Here is a 23,189-nt window from a genome sequence, read left to right on the forward strand (position 1 = left end):
CCGAGCGCCCGCTCGCCGCGTGCCGATCGGGACCTTCGGCCCGTGCGGTGGGCCAGGGTCAGCGGGTAGAAACGAGAGATGATCCGTGTGTTCCTCCTCGACGACCATGAGGTCGTCCGCCGTGGCCTGGCCGACCTGTTGCAGAGCAGCGGCGACATCGAGGTGGTCGGCGAGTCCGGCTCGGCGCAGGAGGCGGCCCGCCGCATCCCGGCGTTGCGGCCCGACGTGGCGATCCTCGACGCACGGCTGCCCGACGGCAACGGCATCGACGTGTGCCGTGACGTCCGCGCCGTCGACTCGTCCATCAAGGGACTGATCCTCACCTCCTACGAGGACGACGAGGCGCTGTTCGCAGCGATCATGGCGGGTGCCGCCGGGTACGTGCTCAAGCAGATCCGCGGCACCGACCTGGTCGACGCGGTGCGCCGCGTCGCGGCCGGGCAGTCGCTGCTCGACCCGGCGATCACCGCCCGGGTGCTGGAGCGCGTCCGCAACGGCGTCGAGCAGCCGCGCGAGCTGAGGTCACTCACCGAGCAGGAACGGCGGATCCTGGAGTACGTGGCCGAGGGGCTGACCAACCGGGAGATCGCCGGGCGGATGTTCCTGGCCGAGAAGACGGTGAAGAACTACGTCTCCAGCGTGCTGGCCAAACTCGGCCTGGAGCGCCGCACGCAGGCCGCCGTTCTGGCCACGCGTCTGCTCGGCAAGACGCCCTGACCCAGGGTCGCGGGGGTCAGTCGCGCAGCGGCACGGCCCAGCGCACCTCGGTGCCCTGCGGCTCGGCCGGGGCGATCGTGAAGGTGCCGTCGAGGCGGCTGGCGCGTTCGCGCAGGTTGACAAGGCCACCCCGGGCGGCGGCCGGGTCGCAGCCCACCCCGTTGTCGGTGACTGCCACGGTGACCTGGCCGGCGTCGACGCGTACGACGACGTCGACGCGGGTGCACCGCGCGTGGCGGACCACGTTCGACAGCGCCTCGCGCAGCACGGCGGTGAGGTCCGGGCGGACGGCGTCCGGCACAGCGCTGTCCACCGGCCCGGTCAGGTCCAGGTGCGGCTTGAAGCCCAGCGCTTCGGCGGCCACCTCGATCTCCGCACGGATCTCGGTGCGCAGCTCCGAAGTCATCGGCGTACGCAGCTCGAAGATCGTCCGGCGGATGTCCCGGATGGTGGCGTCCAGGTCGTCGACGGCCGCGTTGATCCGCTTGGCCAGCTCGGGGCGGGCCATCGGTGCGGCGCTCTGGAGTTGCAGACCGGTGGCGAAGAGCCGTTGGATCACCACGTCGTGCAGGTCGCGGGCGATCCGCTCGCGGTCCTCAAGGACCACCAGCAGCTCCCGTTCCTCCTGGCCGCGCGCCCGTTCCATCGCCAGCGCGGCCTGCCCGGCGAAGCTGCCCAGCAGCGTCAGATCCTCCTCGCTGGCGCCACCGCCGCGCTCCGGCCGGTGCGCCACGATCAGCACACCGTGCAGGGTCTCCGCGGTGGCGAGTGGTGAGATCATCGCCTGGCCGGTGTGCAGCAGCGCCGGCCACGGCGCGGCGTGCGCCAGGTCGTCCACCTGGTCGTGCCGGCCCTGGGCGACCGCCGCGCCGAAGCTGGTGTCGACGGCGGGAAGGACCGCGCCGACGAGCGCGAGGGCCTGCCCGTCGTTGCCGTCGACAACCTCCACGGAGAACTGCTCGGTGTCGCTGTCGTAGAGCAGCACCAGCGCCAGCTCGGCCTCGGCGACCTCGCGGGCGCGGCGGGCGACCAACGCCAACGCGTCGGTACGGCGTACCTCGCCCAGCAGCACCGTGGTGATCTCGGCGGTGGCGGCGAGCCAGCGTTCCCGCCGGTGCGCCAGGGCGTACAGGCGGGCGTTCTCGATGGCCACACCGGCGGCGGCGGCGAGCGCGACGACGATCTCCTCGTCGTCCTCTGTGAACTCCGCGCCGCCCTGCTTCTCCGCCAGGTAGAGGTTGCCGAAGATCTGGTCGCGGATGAGGACCGGCACGCCCAGGAAGCTGTGCATGGGCGGGTGGTTGGCCGGGAACCCGAAGGAGCGGGGGTGCTGGGTGATGTCGGGCATCCGCAGCGGCCGGGGATCGTCGATGAGCAGGCCGAGCACGCCGCGCCCGTGCGGCAGGTCGCCGATCTGCTCATGCTGCTCGGGCGTGACGCCGTGGACGATGAAGTCGTGCAGCAACCGGTCCGGGCCGACCACGCCGAGCGCGCCGTAGCGGGCGCCGACCAACTCGCAGGCCGCCTGCACGATGCGTTGCAGTGTGGTGCGCAGATCCAGGTTGGTGCCGATGCCGACCACCGCGTCGAGCAGGGCCCGCAGGCGCTCCCGGCTGGTCACCACCTCGCCGACCCGGACCAGCATCTCCTGCAACAGCTCGTCGAGACGGACCCGGGACAGCGGGCTCAGCCCGAGCGACGGTGTCGGGGACGGTTCCTGACGGGGCGACGGCGCGCTGCTGGTCACCGGGGGATGGTAGCGCCGGTGCCGCTCGTCGCCAGACCCGTCAACTGACGGCGGAGGTGTCGACCACCTGCGCGGTGGTCAACCGCGGCGTGTGCGGCGGGCCGGAGTGTGCCGGGTCCGCGATGCCCAACCGCAGCACGAGGTACGGGAAGCCGATCCCGGAGAGCAGCTGCCGCAGGGTCTGCCGGGTGCCCGGCACCTCCACCACCGCGCTGAGCGGCACCACCGACACGCCGAGTCGGGTGGCGGTCAGCCAACCGGCGGAGAGCGCCTCGCCGGCACGCAACCAGTTGTCCCGTTCGTCCTCGTCGCCGTGCAGCATCGCGTACACCGCCATCCGGTCGTGGCCCGGACCCACCGGCAGGCTGCCGGGACGCCCGAAGTCCCGACCCGGCACTGTCGTCTGCGCGGGCTGCTCGGGCAGCACCTCGGCCGGCAGGCCGGTGCCCGAACCAGCCCGGCTGGTCCAGTACGCCAGCTCGCTACGTACCTCCGGGTCCTCGGCCTCGACCCGGTCGGCGTGCCCGGCGGTGGCGGCCAGCTCCAGCACCTGGTCACGGTCGAGGATCTGCAACCGGCAGCCTTCCTCGCTGACCGCCCGGGTGATCTCCTCGATCGCCGTGGGCGGAACCGGCTCGTCGCTGACCGGCCGCCGATCGGTGTGCCGCACCTGCATGCACTGCACCATGCGCATGGCGTCCGGGTCGGCCCCGGTGTGGCTGAGGTCGGTCAGCCGGGCCAGCAGCTCGTTGTCGTCCGGGTCGGGCAGCCGCTCCACCACGGCGCGCCAGCCCTCGGCGGCCAGCGCCAGTCGGGCGTGGTGCAGAGCGATGCCGCAACTGATCGCGAGCAGCCGCCCCTCGGGGTCGCTGGCGGCGAGCTGCCGGTCGGCGACCGAGCGCAGTTCCAACGCGTCGGGCAGCACCCGCCAACGCCACGGCTGGGTGTTGTGCACCGAGGGAGCGTGGCCTGCGGTGGCGGCGGCCTCCGCCAGCGCGGTGGTCAGCTGACTTTCCTGACTCATGGTCACGACCTTTCCGTCTCTGCTCATCGTGCCGTATGGCGCGTCACCGCGCCCGGGGTTGCCGCCTCATCCTGTGGCCTTCGGCGGTGCCCCCGCAGGGCCACAGGTCCCGACCTCGCCGGGCCGTTACGCCCGCCGAGCGAGGTTCGACGCACCGCCACGACGTACGTCCACCGGACGAAACATCCGGGGGAGGGCCGCTCGGAGCCCTCCGGCTGCGACGATGCGCAGGTGGGGGCCGAGCCGACCAGGTGCGTACCGGAGCAGCCGGTCCGCGGCCGTGTTCGGCGGTGGTGGGCCTGGACTCCACTCGTCGGGCTCGGCATCGGGGTGCTGGCCGGCGCGGCGTTACGTATCGCCGGCCGGCCGGGCGCGGCCAACCTGATCTGGGCGGCCGTCACGGTGGCCGCGCTGCTGCCGGCTGCGTGGTCGATGCTGCGCGCGTTGTGGCACCGGCGCTTCGGGGTGGACGTGATCGCCGTGCTGGCCCTGGCCGGTGCGCTCGGCGTCGGGGAGTACCTGGCCGGGGCGGTCATCGCCGTGATGCTGGCGACCGGGCGGTCGTTGGAGTCGTATGCGCAGCGCCGGGCCACCCGCGACCTGCGGGCGTTGCTGGCGCGCGCTCCGCGTACCGCCCGTCGGCGTGGGCCCGGCGGCGCGATCGAGGTCGTGCCGCTGGACCAGGTGGCGGTGGCGGACCGGTTGCTGGTGGGCCCGGGGGACGTGGTGCCGGTCGACGGAACCGTCGACGAGGCCGCCACGCTGGACGAGTCGGTGGTGACCGGGGAGTCGCGGTTGGTCCAGCGGGCGGCCGGGGAGGTGGTGGCCAGCGGTGTGGTCAACGCCGGCGCGGGGTTCGGCATGCGCGCGACGAAGAACGCGGCGCAGAGCACGTACGCCGGGATCGTCCGGCTGGCCCAGGAGGCGACCGCCCGCCAGGCCCCGATGGTGCGGCTGGCCGACCGGTACGCCGCCGCGTTCGTGCCGTTCACGCTGGTCCTGGCCGGGCTGGGTTGGCTGCTCTCCGGCGACGTGGTGCGGGCGGTGGCGGTGCTGGTGGTGGCCACCCCCTGTCCGCTGTTGCTGGCCACGCCGATCGCGATCGTGTCCGGCCTGTCCCGGGTGGCCAGGCGCGGGGTGCTGGTCCGCGACGGTGGCGCGCTGGAACTGCTCGGCCGGGCGCGGACGCTGTTGGTGGACAAGACCGGCACTCTGACCGCCGGCCGTCCGCGCGCCGCCGAGACCGTCGTCGCCCCAGGTGGTGATCGTGACGAGGTGTTGCGCCTCGCGGCCTCGGTCGAGCAGTTGTCGCCGCACGTGCTGGCCACTGCGTTGGTTCGGCAGGCCCGCGATCGTGGGCTGACACTGACCGAGCCGACTGGCGTCACCGAGGAGCCGGGACGGGGAGTCAGCGGCCGGGTCGACGGGCGCCTGGTCCGGGTTGGTCAGTTCACCGGGGAACTGCCCGAGTGGGCGGACCGGGCGCGGGCCCGCACCGAGCTGGCCGGTTGGTCAGCGGTGTGGGTCAGCGACGAGGGCGGACCGCTCGGCGCGATCCTGCTGGAGGATCCGGTGCGCCCCGACGCCCGCCGGACCGTGCGTCGGTTGCGTGCGGCGGGGCTGCGGCGGATCGTGCTGGTCACGGGCGACCAGCCGACCACCGCCGCGCAGGTCGCGGCGATGGTCGGGGTGGACGACGTGCTGGCCCGCTGCACGCCGCAGGAGAAGGTGGCCCGGGTCCGGGCGGAGGCCGACCGGGCGGTCACCGTGATGGTCGGCGACGGGGTCAACGACGCTCCTGCGCTTGCCGAGGCGCACGTGGGCGTGGCGATGGGTGCGACAGGCGCGAACGCCTCGGCGGACGTGGCGGACGCGGTGCTCACCGTGGACCGGCTGGACCGGCTCGCCGACGTGGTGGAGATCGCCCGGTACGCCCGGCGGATCGCCGTGCAGAGCGCCACCGTTGGGATGGGGTTGGCCGTGCTGGCGATGCTCGTGGCGGCGGCCGGTCGGCTGCCCCCGGTCGCTGGCGCGTTCCTCCAGGAGGGCATCGACGTGCTGGTGATCCTCAACGCGCTGCGGGCACTGCGGGGAGGGCTGCGCCGGCGGGACGTCCCGGCGCGTACCCGGGAGTTGCTCGCCCATTACGCGGCGGAACACCAGGCGGTCCGCGACGTACGGGCCGGGTTGCGGGACAGCGCCGACCTGGTCGCCACGGACCCGGCCTCGCCGAGGTGCGTGCCGGCGGTACGCGAGACGCACCGCCGGCTGACCGAGCGGGTGCTGCCGCACGAGGCTGCCGAGGAGCGACAGCTCTACCCCGCGCTGGCCTCCCCGCTGGGCAGCGGGGAGGCGACTTCGACGATGAGCCGGGCGCACGTGGAGATTCGCCGCCAGGTGGATCTGCTCGGCGCCCAACTCGCCCAGATCGCCGACGGCCGGCTGCGTCCCGATCAGGTTCCCGACCTGCTGGCCACCCTCTACGGGTTGGACGCGCTGCTGCGCCTGCACCTGGCCCAGGAAGAGGAGGAGTTCTTCTCCCTCGACCCGTCGGACCCGACGCCTGCGCGGCGGTGAACCGCCACCCGGGCGCCCGCCGCGGTCAGCGTTCGCGAACCACGGCGACCGGGCAGTTGGCGTGTTGGATGAGCTGTTGACTGACCGAGCCGAGCAGCATGCCGGCCAGCCCGCCCCGGCCTCGGCTGCCGACCACGATCAGCCGCGCGTCCCGACTCGCCTCGATCAGCATCGCCGCCGGGCTCGTCGGCACCAGGTCGACGGTTACCGCCAGCTCGGGGAACGTCCGCCGCCACGGCTCCAGCGCCTGTTCCACGGCGGCCCGTTCGTCGGGCACCCCGGCCGCCCCGCCGGGGCCCGGGGTCCAGGCGTGCAGGACGCGCAGCGGCGTCCGCCGTTGCGCCGCCCGTTCGACCGCGAAGCCGAGCGCCACCAGCGAGGGTTCCGAACCGTCCACACCGACCGCCACCGGGCCGGCCGGCGCGGCGACCGAGGGCCCGTCGCGGACCACCACGACCGGGCAGTGGGCGTGCGCGGCCACCGAGACCGCCGTCGACCCGGCGAGCAGGCCGCCGAAGCCGCCGTGACCCCGGCTGCCCAGTACCAGCATCCCGGCCTCCGCCGAGCGTTCCTGCAACACCAGCGCGGGCGGCCCGTCGTACACCTCGCCGGTGATCCGCAGCCCGGGGTTTGCCGCGGTGGCGTCCGCCGCGGCCCTGCGAACGAGGTCCTCGACCTGCCGGCGGGCGGTGTCGTCCGGCCACACGCCGGGGGCCACGCCCGGGCCGACCCAACTGGCCACTGTCAGCCACTCGAAGACGTACGCCAGCCGCACCGGCTGGCCGCTGTGCCGCGCCTCCTCCACGGCCCAGTTCAGGGCCACCGAGGCGTCGGTGGAGCCGTCGTAGCCGACCAGGATCTCCGCGTCGCGCACGTCGTCCTCCTTCAGGGGGTGGTCGGGTCGGTTTCGCGGACCCAGCGCCATTCGGCGACCTGGGGGTCGTCCTCGCCGTACTGGCGGGTGTAGTCGCGGGCCGCCTGTCGGGCGTCGACCATCCGTTGGCGCAGGTGCGCGGCGCTGGCGGCCAGCCCGGGCACTCGGTCGATGACGTCGATGACCAGGTGGAAGCGGTCCAGGTCGTTGAGCATCACCATGTCGAACGGGGTGGTGGTGGTGCCCTCCTCCTTGTAACCGCGCACGTGCAGGTTCTCGTGGTTGGTGCGACGGTAGGTGAGACGGTGGATCAGCCACGGATAACCGTGGTACGCGAAGATGATCGGCCGGTCCTCGGTGAAGATGGTGTCGAACTCGTTGTCGGTCAGGCCGTGTGGGTGCTCGGTGTCCGGCTGGAGTCGCATCAGGTCGACCACGTTGACCAGGCGCACCTTCAACGTCGGCAGGTTCTGACGCAGCAGCTCGACGGCGGCCAACGTCTCCAGGGTGGGCACGTCTCCGCAGCAGGCGAGCACCACGTCCGGCTCGGTGCCGCCGTCGTTGCTGGCCCACTCCCAGATGCCCAGGCCACGCCGGGTGTGCTGGATCGCCTCGGTCATCGTCAGCCAGTTCGGGGCGGCCTGCTTACCGGCCACCACCACGTTGATGTAGTGCCGGCTGCGCAGGCAGTGGTCCATGGTGGCGAGCAGCGTGTTGGCGTCCGGCGGCAGATAGACCCGCACCACCTCGGCCTTCTTGTTGACCACGTGGTCGATGAAGCCCGGGTCCTGGTGGGAGAAGCCGTTGTGGTCCTGCCGCCAGACATGGCTGGAGAGCAGGTAGTTCAGCGAGGCGATCGGCTGTCGCCAGGGGATGGCCCGGGTCACCTTCAGCCACTTGGCGTGCTGGTTGAGCATCGAGTCGACGATGTGGATGAACGCCTCGTAGCTGGTGAACACGCCGTGCCGGCCGGTCAGCAGGTAGCCCTCCAGCCAGCCCTGGCACAGGTGCTCGGAGAGCACCTCCATGACCCGCCCGTCGGGGGAGAGGTGGTCGTCGCCGGGCACCGTGGCGGCCACCCAGGCCCGGTCGGTCACCTCGAACGCCGCACCCAGCCGGTTGGACGCGACCTCGTCCGGGCCGAACAGCCGGAACGTCTCCGGGTTGGCGCTGATGACGTCGCGGATCCAGGGGCCGAGCACCCCCGTCGCGCCGGCGACCGGCGTACCCGGTTCGGGTACCTCCACGCCGTAGTCGCGAAAGTCCGGCAGGGTCAGGTCGCGCAGCACCACACCGCCGTTGGTGACCGGGTTGGCGCTCATCCGCCGGTCACCGCGCGGCGGCAGCGTCAGCAGCTCCTCCACCGGCGCGCCTGTCGCGTCGAACAGCTCCTCCGGCCGGTAGCTGCGCAGCCAGTGCTCCAGCTCGGCCCGGTGTGCCGGGTTGTCGCGGACGCCCGACAGCGGCACCTGGTGGGCGCGGTAGGTGCCCTCCACCTGGGTGCCGTCGACCTCACGCGGGCCGGTCCAGCCCTTCGGCGTCCGCAGAATGATCATCGGCCAGCGGGGACGTTCGACGACGCTTCCGGAGCGGGCCCGCCGCTGGATCTCGGCGATCTCGCTCAGCACACGGTCCAGCGTCGCGGCGAGGGTCCGGTGCACCCGGGCGGGCTCGTCACCGGCCACCACGTACGGCTGGTAGCCGGATCCGCGCATGAGGTCGAGCAGGTCGGCCTCGGGGATCCGGGACAGCACTGTCGGGTTGGCGATCTTGTAGCCGTTGAGGTGCAGGATGGGCAGCACCGCGCCGTCGCGCGCCGGGTTGAGGAACACGTCGGAGAGCCAACTGCCGGCCAGCGGCCCGGTCTCCGCCTCGCCGTCGCCGATCACGCAGGCCACCAGCAGGTCCGGATGGTCGAACGCGGCGCCGTAGGCGTGGCTCAACGCGTACCCGAGCTCGCCGCCTTCGTGGATCGAACCCGGCACGTCCGCAGCGACATGGCTGGGGATGCCACCCGGGAAGGAGAACTGGCGGAAGAGCCGGGACATCCCGGCCTCGTCGCGGGCCACGTCGTGGTAGCGCTCCGACCAGGTGCCCTCCAGCCAGGTGTTGGCCACGATGGCCGGACCGCCGTGGCCGGGGCCGGTGACCAGCATGGCGTTGAGGTCGCGCGCCACGATCACCCGGTTGAGGTGGGCGTAGATCAGGTTGAGGCCGGGGCTGGTGCCCCAGTGTCCGAGCAGCCGGGGTTTGATGTCGTCGGGCGCCAGCGGCTCGCGTAGCAGCGGATTGTCCAGCAGGTAGATCTGCCCGACGGTGAGGTAGTTCGCGGCGCGCCAGTAGGCGTCCAGCCGGCGCAGCTCGTCGTCGGTGAGGGTGGGGTGCACGTCGAGAGCGGTCTCCATCATGCTGCCTCTCGCGGGTAGGAGTGGGGCGTCCGGCGTCCAGCCTGGCCGCTGCGGACGCCCCGGGTCAGGGCCGTTGGTCCCGCGTCGGTCGGGCCTCGGACCCGGTCAGCGGCGCCTCGGCCAGGCCGCGGACGACGACCACCGGGGCCGGGGAGTGGTAGAGCAGGGACTGGGCGACAGCGCCCAGCATGGCCCGGCCCGGTTCGTCGCCGCGGGCGGCGACCAGCGCCACCTGCGCGTTGCGGGAGCTGTCGATCAGCACCTCGGCGGGGTCGCCGCGTACCACGCGACACTCGGTCGGCACTGTGTTGTCGCGGCCGGTGTGCCGGGCCAGTGCCTCAGTGAGCTGCTCGGCTACCGCGTCGGTGTCCTCGTCGTACTCGACCACCCGCAGCGCCAGCAGTCGGGCACCCCGGCGGGCCGCGCACTCCACGGCCCACTGGAGGGCGAGGTGTGAGCTGGGGGAGCCGTCGACGCCCACCAGCACCGGGCCCTGCGGCGGCGGCTCACGTCGGACCACCAGCAGGGGGCAGCCGGCGCGTGCGGCCAACTGCACGGCAGTCGTCTCGGCGGGAACGCACTGGCCGCTGCCCGCCATGCCGCTGTCGCCGACGGCCAGCAGGAAGGTGCCCTCCGAGCGGCGGATGAGGGTGGGCAGCACGGAGCTCTCGACGATCTCCCCGCGTACGGTCAGCCCCGGCTCGGTCTGATGGGCGAGCTGGGCGGCGCGGGTGATCAGTTTTTCGGCCTGGTCGCGGGGTGCGGCGACGGTGTCCGCGGCGAAGGCCGCGCTCCAGTCGAAGGTGTGCAGCAGGTGTAGCGGCCGGCCGTGTCCGGCGGCCTCCTGCGCGGCCTCTTCGACCACCGGGAGGTCGAGTTCCGAGCCGAGGCCGACCAGCACCGCTGCGTCGGCGGGTGCGGCCATCCGATATCACCTCCCGGGCGTCGCGCCCGGCACGACCAAGCTGTCCCTGACCGAGGGTAGTCGGATGGGCACGGCGGCGGGCGGGATCGGATGGCTCGGCGGTCAGGTCGGTGCGGACCGGAGTGTGTCCACGACCGGGCGCCGGGTGGCAATCATCGCGGGGATGGCGGTGAGCGCGGCGATGGCGAGCAGGACTCCGAGCGCGGTGGCGAGCAGCGAGGAATGGGGTGGGTACTGGACCTCCCCGGTGCTGACGAACGTAACAAGCCCGACGCCGGCCGGGATCCCCACGGCGACGCCGGGTATGGCGGGAAGCAGTTGCGCTGCCGCCAGGCCCAGGCCGGCCTGCGCGGGGGTCGCACCGAGCGTCCGCGCGACGGCCAGTGGCTGCCGGGCGTCGAGGACTGCGCTCCAGGCGCTCACGACGGCGTTGATGAGCGCAAGGACGCACAGCACGACGGTGAGCACGAGCGTGGCCTGCTCGCCCCGTTCCACCCGGGGATTGGCGAATTCGGTGTAGCCGAGGTCGAAGTGCACCGCCTGGGTGTTGACCATGAGAATGCCGACGAGCGTGGTCGTGGTGATCAGGGTGTTCACGGTGACCAGCCGGGCGCGGCGCGGTCGGCGCGCGTTGATGCGCACCCCGATCAGTAGGGCGGTGGGCAGCCGCCGCGACAACCAGATGCGCCACCGCCGGCGCCGCGGTGGCGTTGCGGCGTCGGCCAGCGAGTGAACGGTGCTGGTGGTGGCGGCGCGCAACACCGGCACCAGAGTCGCCGCCACAGCGATCGCGAGGGCAAGGACCGTGACGGTGACTACCATGCGCGGCGCGGGTGGCTGGGCGTTGACGGAACCGATGAGTCCGGCGCTGGGGCGGATCAGCGCGGGTGCGGCGAGCCAGCCCGCGACCAGGCCCGTCGCGGCGGCGGCAAGCCCGATCGCGAGGTACTCGGCGAGGTGGACGGCGGCGATCATGGCCGGTCCGGCGCCGACGGCTTTGAGTAGTCCCACCCGGCGGCGCTGGCCGATGATCCGGCCCGCGACGATGCCGGCGACGCCGGCCAGCGCAAGGCCGTTGAGTAGCCAGCTGCCGACGAGCAGGGCGATCTGCGCGTCGCTGTACAGCCGACCGTTGAGCTGGCTGATCGCCTGCCAGGTGGTCAGTTGGTCGCCGATGGGGTACGTGCTGCTGGCCGCCGGGTCGGCGAGTTTGAGGTTGAGGGTGTACGACAGTGGCTGGCTGCCCGCGAGCGTGGCGATGTCGCTGCGGTCGACCCAGACCAGGCCGCCGCGCTCGACCAGGATGCCGCCGGGGTAGTGCCACCCGGCGTAGGGGTACGTCGCTCTCGCGGCGGTGACCGCGGTCCCGATCAGGCGCAGCGGATGGCCGCCGATGTTGACAGTGTCGCCGGTGCGGATACCGAGGGCGTCGGCGAAGGCGCGCTCGACGACCACGCCGCCGGGGCGCACCCAGGTGCCGTCGGTCACGGCGGGTCGGTCGATCGATGCGGGTGTGGTGTCCCGGCCCGCTACGACGGTGTGCGCGGACCTGCCGCGGGCCGTCATCGTCAGGTAGGCGATCGGGAAGGGGCCGCTGTGGTCGGTGACGCCGGCCTTGGTGGTCAGCGATGCGAGCTCGTCCAATGCGGCCTGGCCGGTGGCCCGGGGTGTGACGATCACGTCTGGGCCGGCGGTGGCCCTCCGGGTCTGCTGGTACGGCCGGTCGGCGATTTCGTTGAGGGTGAGGCCGATTGTCAGTGTCGCGGTGGCGGCGGTGATCGCGGTCAGGAGCAGGATGGTTTCGGTTCGGCGGCGGCGCAGGTCCCGCATCAGCAGTCGGCAGACGAGCAGGAGGCGGCCGGCCATGTCAGCGCCGCCCGTCGTAGAGGGTGCCGGTGGCGGCGCTGGCAACGTCGTCGACGAACGCGCCGTCACGCATGGCGATCACCCGGTCGGCGACCGCGGCGATGCGGGGGTCATGGGTGACCACCACGAGGGTCTGTCCTGCGGTGCGCAGCTCCTCGAACAGCCGCAGCACGTCCAGGGTGGCGGCGCTGTCCAGGTTGCCGGTGGGTTCGTCGGCCAGCACGACCAGCGGCTCGTTGCTCAGTGCGCGGGCGATGGCGACCCGCTGGCGCTGCCCACCGGACAGCGCCGAGGGCAGGTGCCGGGCGCGGTCGGCAAGCCCCACCCGGTCCAGCAGGTACATCGCCCGCTTGCGGGCCCGCCCCGGTGACTGACCGGCCAGCAGCGCGGCCAGCTCCACATTCTCCACCGCGGTGAGTTCGTCCATGAGGTGGAACGACTGGAAGACGAACCCGAGGCTGTCACGCCGCAGCCGGGCCAGGGCCCGTTCGCTCATCGTGTCGATCCGGCGGTCGGCCAGCCACACCTCTCCGTCGGTCGGGCGCTGCAGCCCGCCGAGCAGGTACAGCAGGGTGGACTTGCCGCAGCCGCTGGGCCCCATCACCGCCAGCGACTGTCCGGCCGGCACGTTCAGGTCGACCTCGTCGACCGCTCGGACCAGCGCGCGCTCGCCGCCGTACAACATGCTCAGCCCACGCGCCTGCAACACCGTCGACCCGGTCACGCCCCCGCCTTCCGCCCGGTTGGATCATGTTGGGCCCACAGGCGTTCACACGCCTCCAGCCATTCCAGGTCGGCCCGCAGCCGCAGTACGACACCCTCCAGCAGCAGCCCGGCGACCGGATCCATCGACCGGTCCAACGCGGCCCGTTGGGCGTCGCGCAGCCGGCGCAGCACCTCACGCCGTTGCGCGTCGACAAGGGTCACCGGATCGGCCAGCCGGGCGGTAGCGGCAGCCACCAACTTGAGGTGAAACTCCGCGAGGTCCGGCTTCGGCCAGTTCACTTCTGCCAGCCAGGTGGCGACCCGCTGCTGCCCCTCCGGGGTCAGCACGTACACCCGGCGTTCGGGCCGATCCGGCAGGCCCTCGGCCCGCTGCGAGGTCACCAGCCCTGCCTTGCCCAGGCGGGTCAGCGTCACGTAGATCTGCCCGGCGTTCATCGCCTCGCCCAGCGGGCCGAGCGCGGCACGCAGCCGGCTGCGCAGCTCGTATCCGTGCGCCGGCTCCTTGGCCAGCATGGCCAGCACCACGTCCTGCACCGAGCACGTCCTTCATCTAGATCGTTAATAGATAACGGCTAGCTATAGCACTGTCAAGTCGGGTGTGGGTGCGGCGGGCGGAATCGGGCAAGCGTTCGTCAACATGCGTTGACACAGGCACACTGTCAACGTATGTTGACGGCATGAGTCAGGCGACAGAACTCGCGGCGGCAGCCGGCAGCACCGACCCCCGGGTCGGGCTGCGCGCCGTCCGCGCGCTACGCCGGCTACTCGAGCGGCTTGAGGTGGTCCAGGTCGACAACGCCCGACGACAGGGCTGGTCCTGGCAGGAGATCGCCGACGCGCTCGAGGTCAGCCGGCAGGCAGTGCACAAGAAGCACGCCGGGCGACCGGCGGTCAATTCATCCTGGGAGGCGTGATGTTCGAACGGTTCACCGACCGGGCGCGCGACGTGGTGCGACGGGCGCTGGAGGAGGCGCGGGTCGAGGGCCAGCGCCCGGTCGGCACCGAGCACCTGTTGCTCGCCCTGCTCGCCGACGACGCCGGGCTGGCCAGCCGGGTGCTCGCCGACGCCGGAGTACGCGCCGACGACCTGCGCGAACGCATCCACCGGCACACCGCCAGCGGCGGCGCCGGCCTCGGCGACGCGGACGCGGCGGCGCTGCGGGAGATCGGCATCGACCTGGCCGCGATCGTGGCCCGCATCGAGGAGTCCTTCGGCCCGGACGCGCTACGGGAGGCGGTGCCGGCGCCGCGCCGCCGCTGGGGACGTAAGCGGTACCTCGGCGGCCCGTTCTCGGCCCGCTCCAAGAAGGTGCTCGAGCTGTCCCTGCGGGAAGCCCTGCGCCTGCGTCACAAGCACATCGGCACCGAACACATCCTGCTCGGGGTGCTCCGGGAGGGGCACGGGCTGGGGGCTTTGGTGCTCACCGAGTCCGGGGTCGACCTCGACGATCTGCGCCGACGGGTGGAGCTGGCACTGCGGGCGGCGGCCTGACGGGTGGGGCCGTCTTGAAACCTGTCTGTGGCACTTCCGACGCGCGCCGCTCGCCGGGTCGCTGAAGCCGCCCGGGTGCTGCACACTGGCGCCGTGGATGCTGGACAGGACAGGCGGCCCTCGGGCGGCGACGGCGGGTTGCGCTCCGCCGTGGTGGTCAACCCGGTCAAGGTCGACGATCTCGACGAGTTGCGCCGCACCGTCGACGACGCCCTGACCGCGGCCGGCTGGCCCGCGCCGCAGTGGTACGAGACGACGGTCGACGACCCCGGTCGCGGCCAGACCGAGCAGGCCGTCAAGGACGGCGTCGACCTGGTCTTCGCCTGCGGGGGCGACGGCACCGTGATGTCCTGCGTCAGCGGGTTGGTCGGCACCGACGTGGCCCTCGCCGTGCTGCCGCAGGGCACCGGCAACCTGCTCGCCGCCAACCTGGGCCTCTCCACCGACCTGGCCGCCGGGCTGGAGATCGCAGTCGAACGCGGCCGACGGCTGCTCGACGTCGGCGCGGTGGAGGACCGATACTTCACAGTGATGGCCGGCATGGGCTTCGACGCCCAGATGCTCGAAGCCACGAACGAGACCACGAAGGCCCGCATCGGCTGGCCGGCGTACGTGGTGGGTGCCGCCCGGCACCTACGGGACCGGCCGATGCGGGTGCAGATCCGCATCGACGACCGCCCGCCGGTGCGCCGCCGGGCCCGCTCGGTCCTGATCGCCAACGTCGGTCGCCTGCAGGGCGGCGTGACCCTGCTGACCGAGGCCGAGCCGGACGACGGCTGGCTCGACGTCGCCGTGCTCACCCCGCGCAACCTGCGGCACTGGCTCGCGCTCGGCTGGGCGGTGATCCGCCGCAGCGGCCAGGTGCCGCAGCTGGAGGTGTTCCGGGGCCGACGGGTGGTGGTCACCAGCAACCGGGCGCAACCTCGGGAGTTGGACGGCGACCTGATCTCCCCGGGTCGCCAACTGCGGGCGGAGGTCCGACCGCAGGCGCTCTGGCTCTGCGTCCCCCAGCCCGAGGGCGCCCCCGACCTGGCCGTCGACGCGCAAGGTGCCGGGGAGCGGGGCGAGCAGCTGATCGAGGAAGCCCGCCGTGAGTAGTACCCGGATCGTGCCGGAGACCCGGCTGATGGCCGACGAGGAGCTGTCCGCCGACGACGCCTGGCACACACTGCGCGGGCAGGGCGGCTGGCACCTGCTGCGGGACGCGTTCATCAGGTTCCGCTACGGCGACGGGTTCAGCCACTCCCGGGCCTTCGCGCTGCAACTCTGCCTCGCCGTGGTGCCGTTCCTGATCGCCCTCACCGGCCTGATCAGCGAGCTGGGCGTCGAGGAGGGCGGCCAGGTGGTCGCCGACACCGTGCTGGCGCTCACCCCCGGGCAGAGCGCGCAGATGGTCGGCGAGTTGCTCGGCGAGGGCGAACGCGTCGAGGACGCCGGGGAGTTGGCGCTCACCCTCGGTCTGCTCACCGGCCTGTTCGCGCTCACCACCACGATGGCCCAGATCGAACGGGGCGCCAACCGCATCTACGGCGTCGAGCGGGACCGCCCGGCACTGCGCAAATACCTGCGGGCCGCCGTGCTGGCCGTCACCGCTGGCCTGCCCGCCCTCGCCGGCTTCCTGATCCTGGTCGGCGGCAGTGCGATGGGCGACTCGGTCCGCGAACACTACGAGTGGGGCGAACTCGCCAACGGCATCTGGGACGTGATCCGCTTCCCGCTGAGCCTCGGACTGACCATCGTCGCCGTCGCCGTGCTGTTCCGACACGCTCCGCGCCGCAACCAGCCCGGCCTGTCCTGGCTGTTCTTCGGCGCCGGCATCGCCACGGCGCTGTGGTGGCTGGCCAGCCTGCTGCTCGCCGCGTACGTGCGGTTCAGTGACGGTTTCGGGCAGACCTACGGTGCCCTGACCGGCATGATGGCGCTGCTGCTCTGGGCCAACCTGACCGGGATGGCGCTCTTCGGTGGGCTGGCCTTCGCCGCCCAACTGGAGGCGCTGCGCATCGGCGCGCGGGAGCCCGCCCAACCGGATCTGTGGGAGCCCGACCCGGACCGCGCCGAGCTGTACGACACCGGGGACATGTCGGCGCTCTGACGGCACCGGCGTGTACGACGGACGCAGATCGGGTAAAGCGCCTCGCCAGACAGATAAGGGAGGTGCGGGGTGACCGCGGTCAAAGAGGTGGCGCGTCGTCCGCTCGGTCATTTCGCCGAGCGGAGCATTGCCGGTCTGGTGGCCGTCACCGGCGCCGGGGTGGCCTTCGGGTTGCTGCTGTTGCTCGTCCGGGTGCAGTGGAGCCCGTTGCAGGACGTCGACCACGGTCTCGCCGAGTGGTTCAACGGCCTCGTCGCCCCGCACCACGCGCTGGTCACGGTGCTCCAGGCGGTGACGGACCTGGGCGGCCGACCGATCCTCATCTGGCTGGTCACCATCGCCGTCGTCGGGTTGCTGATCCGGCGCCAGCCCCGGCTCGCCGTCTACCTGATCATCACGGGGGTCGGTGGTCTGATCCTCGACCCGTCACTGAAGACGCTCGTCGGCCGGCTCCGCCCGGTCGTGGACGTGCCGATCGCCAGTGCGCCCGGCAACAGCTTCCCGAGCGGGCACGCGCTCGGCTCGTTCGTCGCGTACGGAGCGCTGCTGCTGGTGTTCCTGCCGGCCATGGCGCCCCGCTGGCGTAAGCCGGCCATCGTCGGCGCCGGTTTGCTGGTGCTCCTGGTCGGGCTGACCCGGATCGCGCTGGGCGTGCACTTCGTCTCCGACGTACTGGCCGCCTGGCTGCTCGGGGCCGCCTGGTTGGGCGTCACCGCGTACGCCTTCCGGCTGTGGCGGCGGGAGCGGGGGCGGCCGGTGCCGCCGCTGACCGAGGGCCTGGAGCCGGAGGCGGGGCACGACATCGCCCCCGCCCCGGCCGAGGAACACGTGCTGGCCCATCCCCGCTCGGCGGTGGCCGAGCTGCTGGTCGGCTGGGTGATCGTGTTCGGGGCGCTGTACGGCTTCGGCACGTACGTCAGCTACCACGCCAAGGGCACCTTCTTCGACACCCTCGACACCAAGGTGCCGCAGTGGTTCGCCGAGCGGCACACCGAGGTGCTGACCGACGTCAGCTGGTGGTGGAGCAAGTTCGGAGACACCCATGCCATCCTGCTGATCTCGCTGGTGTTCTGCCCGCTGGTGCTGGCGGTGTGGCGGCGCTGGCGTCCGGTGCTCTTCGTGGCGCTGGCGATGGTGGGGGAGTTGACGCTCTTCCTCGCGTCGGCCCGCGCGATCGACCGGCCGCGTCCGCCGGTGGAGAACCTTGACGGGCAGATGCCCACCTCGTCGTTCCCGTCCGGGCACATCGCCGCCACCATCTGCGTCTGGCTGGCGATCACCCTCATCGTCTTCCCGCGTACCGACCGGTGGTGGCGTTGGATCTTCGTGGGGTTGGCAGTGCTCATGCCGGTCGGGGTGGCCACCTCCCGGATGTACCGGGGGATGCACCACCCGACCGACTTCATGGGCGCGATCCTGCTCTCCGCGCTCTGGATCGGCCTGCTCTACCTGGTGATCCGCCCCAACGAGGACCTGAAGGAAGGCAACCAACCGGCCATCGAGTCGGAGGACGTGGACACCCTCGACGACGAGCTGGCGCGGGCCGGCCGAGCCGACTAGGCGCCGCCGTCGTGCTGCGGGTGATGACCTGGAACATCCGCACCGGCGGCCGGGATCGCGGCGGCCCCGACCGGTTGGATCAGGTGGTCCAGGTCGTCGACGAGCAGGCACCGGACGTGCTGGCCCTGCAGGAGTTGCGCGGCTTCGACCGGGACGGGCTGATGACCACCGTGGCGGACCGGTTGGGGATGACAGCCCACCTGGCCCGGTCCTGCTTCGGGCAGCCGGTGGCGGTGCTGGTCCGGTCGCCGTACCGGGTCGTCGAGGCCGGGTCGGTGCGTCGTCCGTTCCACCACGCCGCCGCCCGCGTCGTGGTGGCCACGTCCGCCGGCCCGCTCACTGTGCTCGGCACCCACCTCTACCCGTACTCCGGGGGCCGGCGGCGGATGGAGGTCGACTGGTTGGTCGCCGCGATGCGTCGCAACCACGGTCCGCTGACGCTGGTCGCCGGTGACCTCAACTCACTCGACCCGACCGTCGACCACACCGCCCGGCTGGCCGGTATGCCCACCCTCTACCGGCGGCGGCACCTGCGTCGCTCCGGTGACACGGTGGACACCCGCGCGATCGCCCGGCTGCTCGCGGCCGGCCTTGTCGACCTCTGGCCGTCAGGCAACGCCGATGCCCCGGAGGCCGCCGGCCACACAGTGCCCACTGGGTTGGGCGGGGCCGAGTTCGCCGGGATGCGGTTGGATTACCTGCTCGGCAGCCCTGCGGTGGCGCAGCGCACGCACGACTGTCGGGTGCTCCGCGACGGCGTGGCAGCCACCGCCTCCGACCACTATCCGCTGCTCGCCACGCTCGAGTTGTCGCCGGGCTGAAGCCGTCGGGCCATCAGAGCACCAGATTCAACAGGACGGTCAGCACCACCGAGGCCACGATCGAGAAGAGGATCATCAGGAGGCAGCCGAGGCCCCCGCCGAGCGGGCGGATCTCCGTGTTGCCGAAGCGCATGATGGTCACCTGTCCGTGAGTGCGGGCTGAGGGGCGAGCAGGTGCCGGATCGCGTCCGCGACGGCAGTTGGGGCGGTCGTGACCACGTTGTGCGCGGCACCGGGAACGACTACCAGGGCCGCCTCCGGCACCAGCCGCGTCGCCTCGTCCCGCCACCGTTGCGGCACGACCGGGTCGCGTTCGCCGGTCACGACGGCGGTCGGCGCGCTGACCTGGACGAGGTCCGCCTCGATCGCATTCCGCACCGAGTGCGACAGCGTGGCGAGGACCCGCCAGGGCCGGGCGTTCCAGACGTCCCGTACCAGGATCGGGGCCTGTAGCGGCGCCTCGCGCAGGCTGTCCACCAGCCAACGACCGAACTGGCCCCGTCGGGACCGGGCCGCCGGGTCACTTGTCGGTCCGGCCAGCACCAGCGCGCGTACCGCGTCGGGGTGGGTCGCGGCGACCGCGGCGGCCACTTCCGCGCCGAACGAGTGCCCCAACAGGCAGACCGGCGGCAGTTGGTACGTGGCCAGCCAGGCAGCCAGGTGGTCGGCGTGCCGGCGGACGTCGTACGCGCCCCGGGGGTGTTCGGACAGCCCGAAGCCGGGCAGGTCCGGCACGTACACCTGATGGGTGGTGGCGAGGGCGACGGCCAGCGGGGTGAGATACCGGTGCGAGACCGCCAAACCGTGCACGAGCACCACGGGTGGCGCCCCGGTTCCCGGGTCGGCGCTGCGGCGGGTGTGGGTGCGCAATCCGTCGACGACCCGCCACTCGCTGGTCAGCCTGCCGGCTGGCCGGGGCGCGGCCATGGCGAGCCGCAGTTCGGCCGGCCCGAACCGGCCGACGGCGCTGCGGCTGGTTGACCCGGGCGGCCGGGGTGCCGCGCCTCGGTTCACAGCTCGCGCAACCGGGGCAGCAGTTGCTCCTGCGCCCAGTCCAGAAACATCGGCTGGGTCTCCCCACCGACCTGAATGATCGCCACGTGGGTGAAGCCGGCGTCGACGAACTTGCGGAACGCCTCGACGTGCGCGTCCACGTCCGGACCGCAGGGAATGCCCTCGGCGACGTCCTCCTCGCGGACGAACTGGGTGGCGGCGGCGAAGGACTCCGGGCCGGGCAGGTCGGCGTTGACCTTCCACCCCATACCGAACCAGCGGAACTGGTCGTGCACGATCTTGCGGCACTCGGCCTCGTCGGGCCCGTAGCAGATGGCCACCTGGCCGTAGCGGGGCTGGCCGGCGCCCCCGGCGTCGTCGTACATCTCGATGATGTGCCGATCGGGTTCGGTGGAGATCAGGCCGTTGCCGTACTCGGCGGCCAGCGTCGCGGACTGTCGACCGGACGCGGCGACGGCCATCGGCACCGGCCGTTCAGGGCGGTCCCAGACGTAGGCGTCGGGCACGTCGAAGTGATTGCCGGAGAAGGTCAGCGTCTCCCCGTTGAGCAACGGCCGGATGATCTGCAACGCCTCCTCGAACATTTCGTGCCGCTGCTGGACGTGCGGCCAGCCGCCGACCACGTGCTCGTTCAGGTTCTCCCCGGCGCCCAGGCCGAGGGTGAACCGGCCGTCCGAGAGCGCCCCGATGGTGCTGGCCTTCTGCGCGACCACGGCCGGGTGGTAGCGGCGGATCGGGCAGGTCACGAAGGACATCAGCTCCGCGCGGGAGGTGGCGTGAGCGACAGCGCCGAGCACCGACCAGGCGTACGGGGAGTGACCCTGGGAGTCCAGCCAGGGGTAGTAGTGGTCGGACATCACCAGTTGGTCGAATCCAGCCGCCTCGGCCCGTACCGCATGGTCCACCAGCTGCTTGGGCCCGGCCTGCTCGCTCATCAAGGTGTAGCCGACGCTGACCATCCTGGTATCCCCTCTCGCTGACGGATCGTTCCCGGGATACCCCGGTGCACGGCGGTCAACCCTCCCGTCCGGTTCGGCTGCCGCAGTGCTTGACGGATCCCGGCCGCCTGCCTACCGTCGCTCTTAACCGGTTAAGAGCCGGGTGTGGCGCACATCCTGTGGTGGGGATGACCGCCCCGTGACGGCCTGCGTCCGCGTGGGCCGTTGCGGCTGTCCGGGCTGCGGGCCCGTCAACTGAACCGGTTGCGAAGACCAATCCATCGTCCTACGCTGATGCCTGCGCCGGGAGCCGGGCGCGGCTGCCGGGCTGCAGCCGCCTTCCCCTGTCACGTCCCCACCCCTGTCGGGCACCGGGGGTCCTCCCTGAGGAAGGCCATGAAGATTCGACTCTCCGCCGCTGGCGCGACAGTGCTCGCGTTGCTCGTCACAGTGCTGGCGTTCGGCCAGCCGGCACACGCCGCGGCTGGTTTCTCCGTCGCTGGCGGCAAGTTGTACGACGCCAACGGCGCCGAATTCGTCATGCGCGGCGTCAACCACGCGCACACCTGGTACCCGCAGCAGACCAGCTCGTTCGCCGACGTCAAGGCCCTCGGCGCGAACACCGTGCGGGTGGTGCTCTCCAGCGGCGACCGGTGGACCCGCAACACCAACGCCGACGTCGCCAACGTCATCTCGCTCTGCAAGGCCAACCGGTTGATCTGCGTGCTGGAGGTGCACGACACCACCGGGTACGGCGAGCAGAGCGGCGCGATCACCCTCGACCGCGCCGTCGACTACTGGCTCAGCCTCGCCGACGTCCTCGCCGGCCAGGAGAGGTACGTCATCGTCAACATCGGCAACGAGCCGTACGGCAACCAGAACTACGCCTCGTGGGCCACCGACAACGCCAATGCGATCAAGCGCCTGCGGGCCGGCGGGTTGACCCACACGATCATGGTGGACGCGCCGAACTGGGGGCAGGACTGGTCGTTCACCATGCGCGACAACGCCGCCTCGGTCTTCGCCGCCGACCCGGCCCGCAACATCGTGTTCTCCATCCACATGTACGGGGTGTTCGACACTGCCGCGGAGATCAGCGACTACCTGGGCCGGTTCCGCACCTCCGGGCTGCCCATCGTGGTCGGTGAGTTCGGCTTCAACCACTCCGACGGCAACCCGGACGAGGACGCCATCCTCGCGTACAGCCAGGCCAACAGGATCGGCTGGCTGGGCTGGTCGTGGAGCGGCAACGGCGGCGGCGTCGAGTATCTCGACCTGGCCACCAACTTCAATCCGACGAGCCTGACCGACTGGGGTCAGCGCCTCTTCAACGGCGTCAACGGCATCCGGCAGACCGCCCGCGAGGCAAGCGTCTTCGGTGGCACCCCACCGCCGACGACGCCGCCGCCCACCACGCCCCCGCCTACCACGCCGCCGCCCACGACGCCCCCGCCGACGACGCCCCCGCCCGCCGGTGCTTGCACGGCGACGTACACGGTGACCAACCAGTGGCAGGGCGGCTTCCAGGGTGAGGTACGGGTGACCGCTGGCGCGAGGGCGATCACCGGTTGGAGCGCCAAGTGGACCTTCGCCAACGGCCAGAGCGTCAGCCAGTCCTGGAATGTGGCCCTCACCAGCAGCGGAACCACGGTGACCGCCCGTAACACCGACTACAACGGACGGCTGGCCGCCGGGTCCAGTGCCAGCTTCGGCTTCCTCGGCAGTTGGACCGGCACCAACAGCCCGCCGGTGGTGAGCTGCACGGCGAGCTGACCGTCGGACCGGTGGCCGGGTCCCCGTCGGACCCGGCCACCGGAGACCGCGGTGGTCAGTGCTCCCCGGCCAGGTTCACGATGACCACCCCGGCGATGATCAGCGCGATGCCGGTGAGCTTGGCGAGCCCCACCGACTCACCCAGGAACACCGCCCCGATCGCCACGATGGCCGCGGTGCCCAGACCCGACCAGAGGGCGTACGCCACACCAATGGGGATCTCCTTGACGGCCTGGGCCAGCAGGAGGAACGCCAGCGCGTAACCGCCGAGGCACGCCACCGTCGGCCAGAGCCGACTGAATCCGGCGGTGCTCTTGATCAGGCTGGTCGCCACCACCTCGGCGAGGATGGCGATCCCCAGCAGCACGTACGCCATGCGTCCCCTTGGTCCTTCGTGGTCGATGAATGCGTCGCCGCCCCAGGCTAGTGCCGGCGATGTCCTCACCCTTCCGACCCGTCGGCGTGCCGTCGGTGCGGGCCCAGCATCTGTCACCGAACGCCTTTGGAGCTGATGTCGCAAACGAATCGGGCGTCGCAGAGGACCGGGCGTTGCACCGTCACATCCGAGTCGGCCGCGCGGGCCCGGCACCCGTCCCGTTGGGTGAATCGTTTACGGCATCAGCTCCAAAGGAAGC

At 72.1% G+C, this 23,189-nt stretch carries 21 protein-coding genes; 9 read left to right on the forward strand and 12 right to left on the reverse strand.

Going from position 1 to position 23,189, the window contains the following annotated elements; genetic code table 11:
- The first annotated feature begins 78 nt into the window (after positions 1-78).
- Positions 79-717, forward strand: a complete 639-nt coding sequence (locus tag MED01_RS30735) for a response regulator (protein ID WP_238671947.1) — start codon at positions 79-81, stop codon at positions 715-717.
- Positions 718-733: 16 nt separating this feature from the next.
- Here the strand turns inward: MED01_RS30735 and MED01_RS30740 are convergent, their stop codons facing one another.
- Together MED01_RS30740 and MED01_RS30745 are read right to left on the reverse strand one after the other, a co-directional pair.
- Complete coding sequence (locus tag MED01_RS30740) at positions 734-2,407, reverse strand: sensor histidine kinase (protein WP_238671984.1); 1,674 nt, start codon at positions 2,405-2,407, stop codon at positions 734-736.
- 97 nt (positions 2,408-2,504) lie between these two features.
- Complete coding sequence (locus tag MED01_RS30745) at positions 2,505-3,488, reverse strand: Acg family FMN-binding oxidoreductase (protein ID WP_238671948.1); 984 nt, start codon at positions 3,486-3,488, stop codon at positions 2,505-2,507.
- Between the two features lie 231 nt (positions 3,489-3,719).
- Between MED01_RS30745 and MED01_RS30750 the strand changes: the two genes are divergently transcribed.
- On the forward strand, positions 3,720-6,065 hold the full coding sequence (locus MED01_RS30750) for a heavy metal translocating P-type ATPase (protein ID WP_308193581.1): 2,346 nt from the start codon (positions 3,720-3,722) through the stop codon (positions 6,063-6,065).
- A 25-nt stretch (positions 6,066-6,090) separates the two neighbouring features.
- On the opposite strand, the gene MED01_RS30760 is transcribed toward MED01_RS30750, so the two are convergent.
- From MED01_RS30760 to MED01_RS30785, 6 genes are all read right to left on the reverse strand, one after another.
- Positions 6,091-6,990: a universal stress protein gene (locus MED01_RS30760; protein WP_274526454.1), complete on the reverse strand. Its 900-nt coding sequence runs from the start codon at positions 6,988-6,990 to the stop codon at positions 6,091-6,093.
- Positions 6,951-9,344, reverse strand: coding sequence for a phosphoketolase family protein (locus MED01_RS30765; RefSeq protein ID WP_238671986.1), 2,394 nt, complete (start codon positions 9,342-9,344; stop codon positions 6,951-6,953). Before MED01_RS30765 ends, MED01_RS30760 begins: the two co-directional genes overlap by 40 nt.
- Before the next feature lie 67 nt (positions 9,345-9,411).
- Positions 9,412-10,272, reverse strand: coding sequence for a universal stress protein (locus MED01_RS30770; RefSeq protein WP_238671950.1), 861 nt, complete (start codon positions 10,270-10,272; stop codon positions 9,412-9,414).
- A 102-nt stretch (positions 10,273-10,374) separates the two neighbouring features.
- Positions 10,375-12,138: an ABC transporter permease gene (locus MED01_RS30775; protein WP_238671951.1), complete on the reverse strand. Its 1,764-nt coding sequence runs from the start codon at positions 12,136-12,138 to the stop codon at positions 10,375-10,377.
- 1 nt (position 12,139) lies between these two features.
- A complete protein-coding gene (locus tag MED01_RS30780; protein ID WP_238671952.1) occupies positions 12,140-12,862 on the reverse strand; it encodes an ABC transporter ATP-binding protein in 723 nt (240 codons plus the stop codon).
- The gene (locus MED01_RS30785; RefSeq protein WP_238671953.1) at positions 12,859-13,398 is read right to left on the reverse strand and encodes a helix-turn-helix transcriptional regulator; all 540 of its coding nucleotides are present in this window, start codon (positions 13,396-13,398) and stop codon (positions 12,859-12,861) included. Before MED01_RS30785 ends, MED01_RS30780 begins: the two co-directional genes overlap by 4 nt.
- A gap of 143 nt (positions 13,399-13,541) precedes the next feature.
- On the opposite strand from MED01_RS30785, the gene MED01_RS30790 reads away from it, so the two are divergent.
- The 6 genes from MED01_RS30790 (at position 13,542) to MED01_RS30815 (ending at position 18,829) form a co-directional block, all read left to right on the forward strand.
- The gene (locus MED01_RS30790; protein ID WP_007457155.1) at positions 13,542-13,778 is read left to right on the forward strand and encodes an HTH domain-containing protein; all 237 of its coding nucleotides are present in this window, start codon (positions 13,542-13,544) and stop codon (positions 13,776-13,778) included.
- Positions 13,778-14,356: a Clp protease N-terminal domain-containing protein gene (locus MED01_RS30795; protein WP_238671987.1), complete on the forward strand. Its 579-nt coding sequence runs from the start codon at positions 13,778-13,780 to the stop codon at positions 14,354-14,356. The genes MED01_RS30790 and MED01_RS30795 overlap by 1 nt, the downstream gene beginning before the upstream one ends.
- Before the next feature lie 93 nt (positions 14,357-14,449).
- Positions 14,450-15,454 carry a diacylglycerol/lipid kinase family protein gene (locus tag MED01_RS30800; protein WP_238671954.1) on the forward strand — a complete coding sequence of 335 codons (1,005 nt, stop codon included), beginning with the start codon at positions 14,450-14,452 and terminating at the stop codon, positions 15,452-15,454.
- Positions 15,447-16,448 (forward strand): YihY/virulence factor BrkB family protein, encoded by a 1,002-nt coding sequence (locus MED01_RS30805; protein WP_238671955.1) that lies wholly within the window; start codon positions 15,447-15,449, stop codon positions 16,446-16,448. Before MED01_RS30800 ends, MED01_RS30805 begins: the two co-directional genes overlap by 8 nt.
- A gap of 69 nt (positions 16,449-16,517) precedes the next feature.
- Positions 16,518-18,008 carry a phosphatase PAP2 family protein gene (locus MED01_RS30810; RefSeq protein ID WP_238671956.1) on the forward strand — a complete coding sequence of 497 codons (1,491 nt, stop codon included), beginning with the start codon at positions 16,518-16,520 and terminating at the stop codon, positions 18,006-18,008.
- Between the two features lie 11 nt (positions 18,009-18,019).
- Positions 18,020-18,829, forward strand: a complete 810-nt coding sequence (locus MED01_RS30815) for an endonuclease/exonuclease/phosphatase family protein (protein ID WP_238671957.1) — start codon at positions 18,020-18,022, stop codon at positions 18,827-18,829.
- Between the two features lie 13 nt (positions 18,830-18,842).
- On the opposite strand, the gene MED01_RS35915 is transcribed toward MED01_RS30815, so the two are convergent.
- The 3 genes from MED01_RS35915 to MED01_RS30825 are packed head-to-tail and all read right to left on the reverse strand — an operon-like array spanning position 18,843 to position 20,802.
- Entirely contained in the window at positions 18,843-18,971 is a 129-nt protein-coding gene (locus MED01_RS35915) for a hypothetical protein (protein ID WP_256443305.1), read from the reverse strand.
- A complete protein-coding gene (locus tag MED01_RS30820; protein WP_238671958.1) occupies positions 18,968-19,843 on the reverse strand; it encodes an alpha/beta fold hydrolase in 876 nt (291 codons plus the stop codon). The genes MED01_RS35915 and MED01_RS30820 overlap by 4 nt, the downstream gene beginning before the upstream one ends.
- Entirely contained in the window at positions 19,840-20,802 is a 963-nt protein-coding gene (locus tag MED01_RS30825) for a TIGR03557 family F420-dependent LLM class oxidoreductase (protein ID WP_238671959.1), read from the reverse strand. Before MED01_RS30825 ends, MED01_RS30820 begins: the two co-directional genes overlap by 4 nt.
- Before the next feature lie 375 nt (positions 20,803-21,177).
- On the opposite strand from MED01_RS30825, the gene MED01_RS30830 reads away from it, so the two are divergent.
- Positions 21,178-22,554 carry a cellulase family glycosylhydrolase gene (locus MED01_RS30830; RefSeq protein WP_238671960.1) on the forward strand — a complete coding sequence of 459 codons (1,377 nt, stop codon included), beginning with the start codon at positions 21,178-21,180 and terminating at the stop codon, positions 22,552-22,554.
- A 55-nt stretch (positions 22,555-22,609) separates the two neighbouring features.
- Here the strand turns inward: MED01_RS30830 and MED01_RS30835 are convergent, their stop codons facing one another.
- Entirely contained in the window at positions 22,610-22,930 is a 321-nt protein-coding gene (locus MED01_RS30835; RefSeq protein WP_238671961.1) for a DMT family transporter, read from the reverse strand.
- Between the last annotated feature and the right edge of the window lie 259 nt (positions 22,931-23,189).

Origin of the sequence: Micromonospora alfalfae (genome assembly GCF_022230925.1) — a bacterium.
GTDB lineage: Bacteria > Actinomycetota > Actinomycetes > Mycobacteriales > Micromonosporaceae > Micromonospora > Micromonospora alfalfae.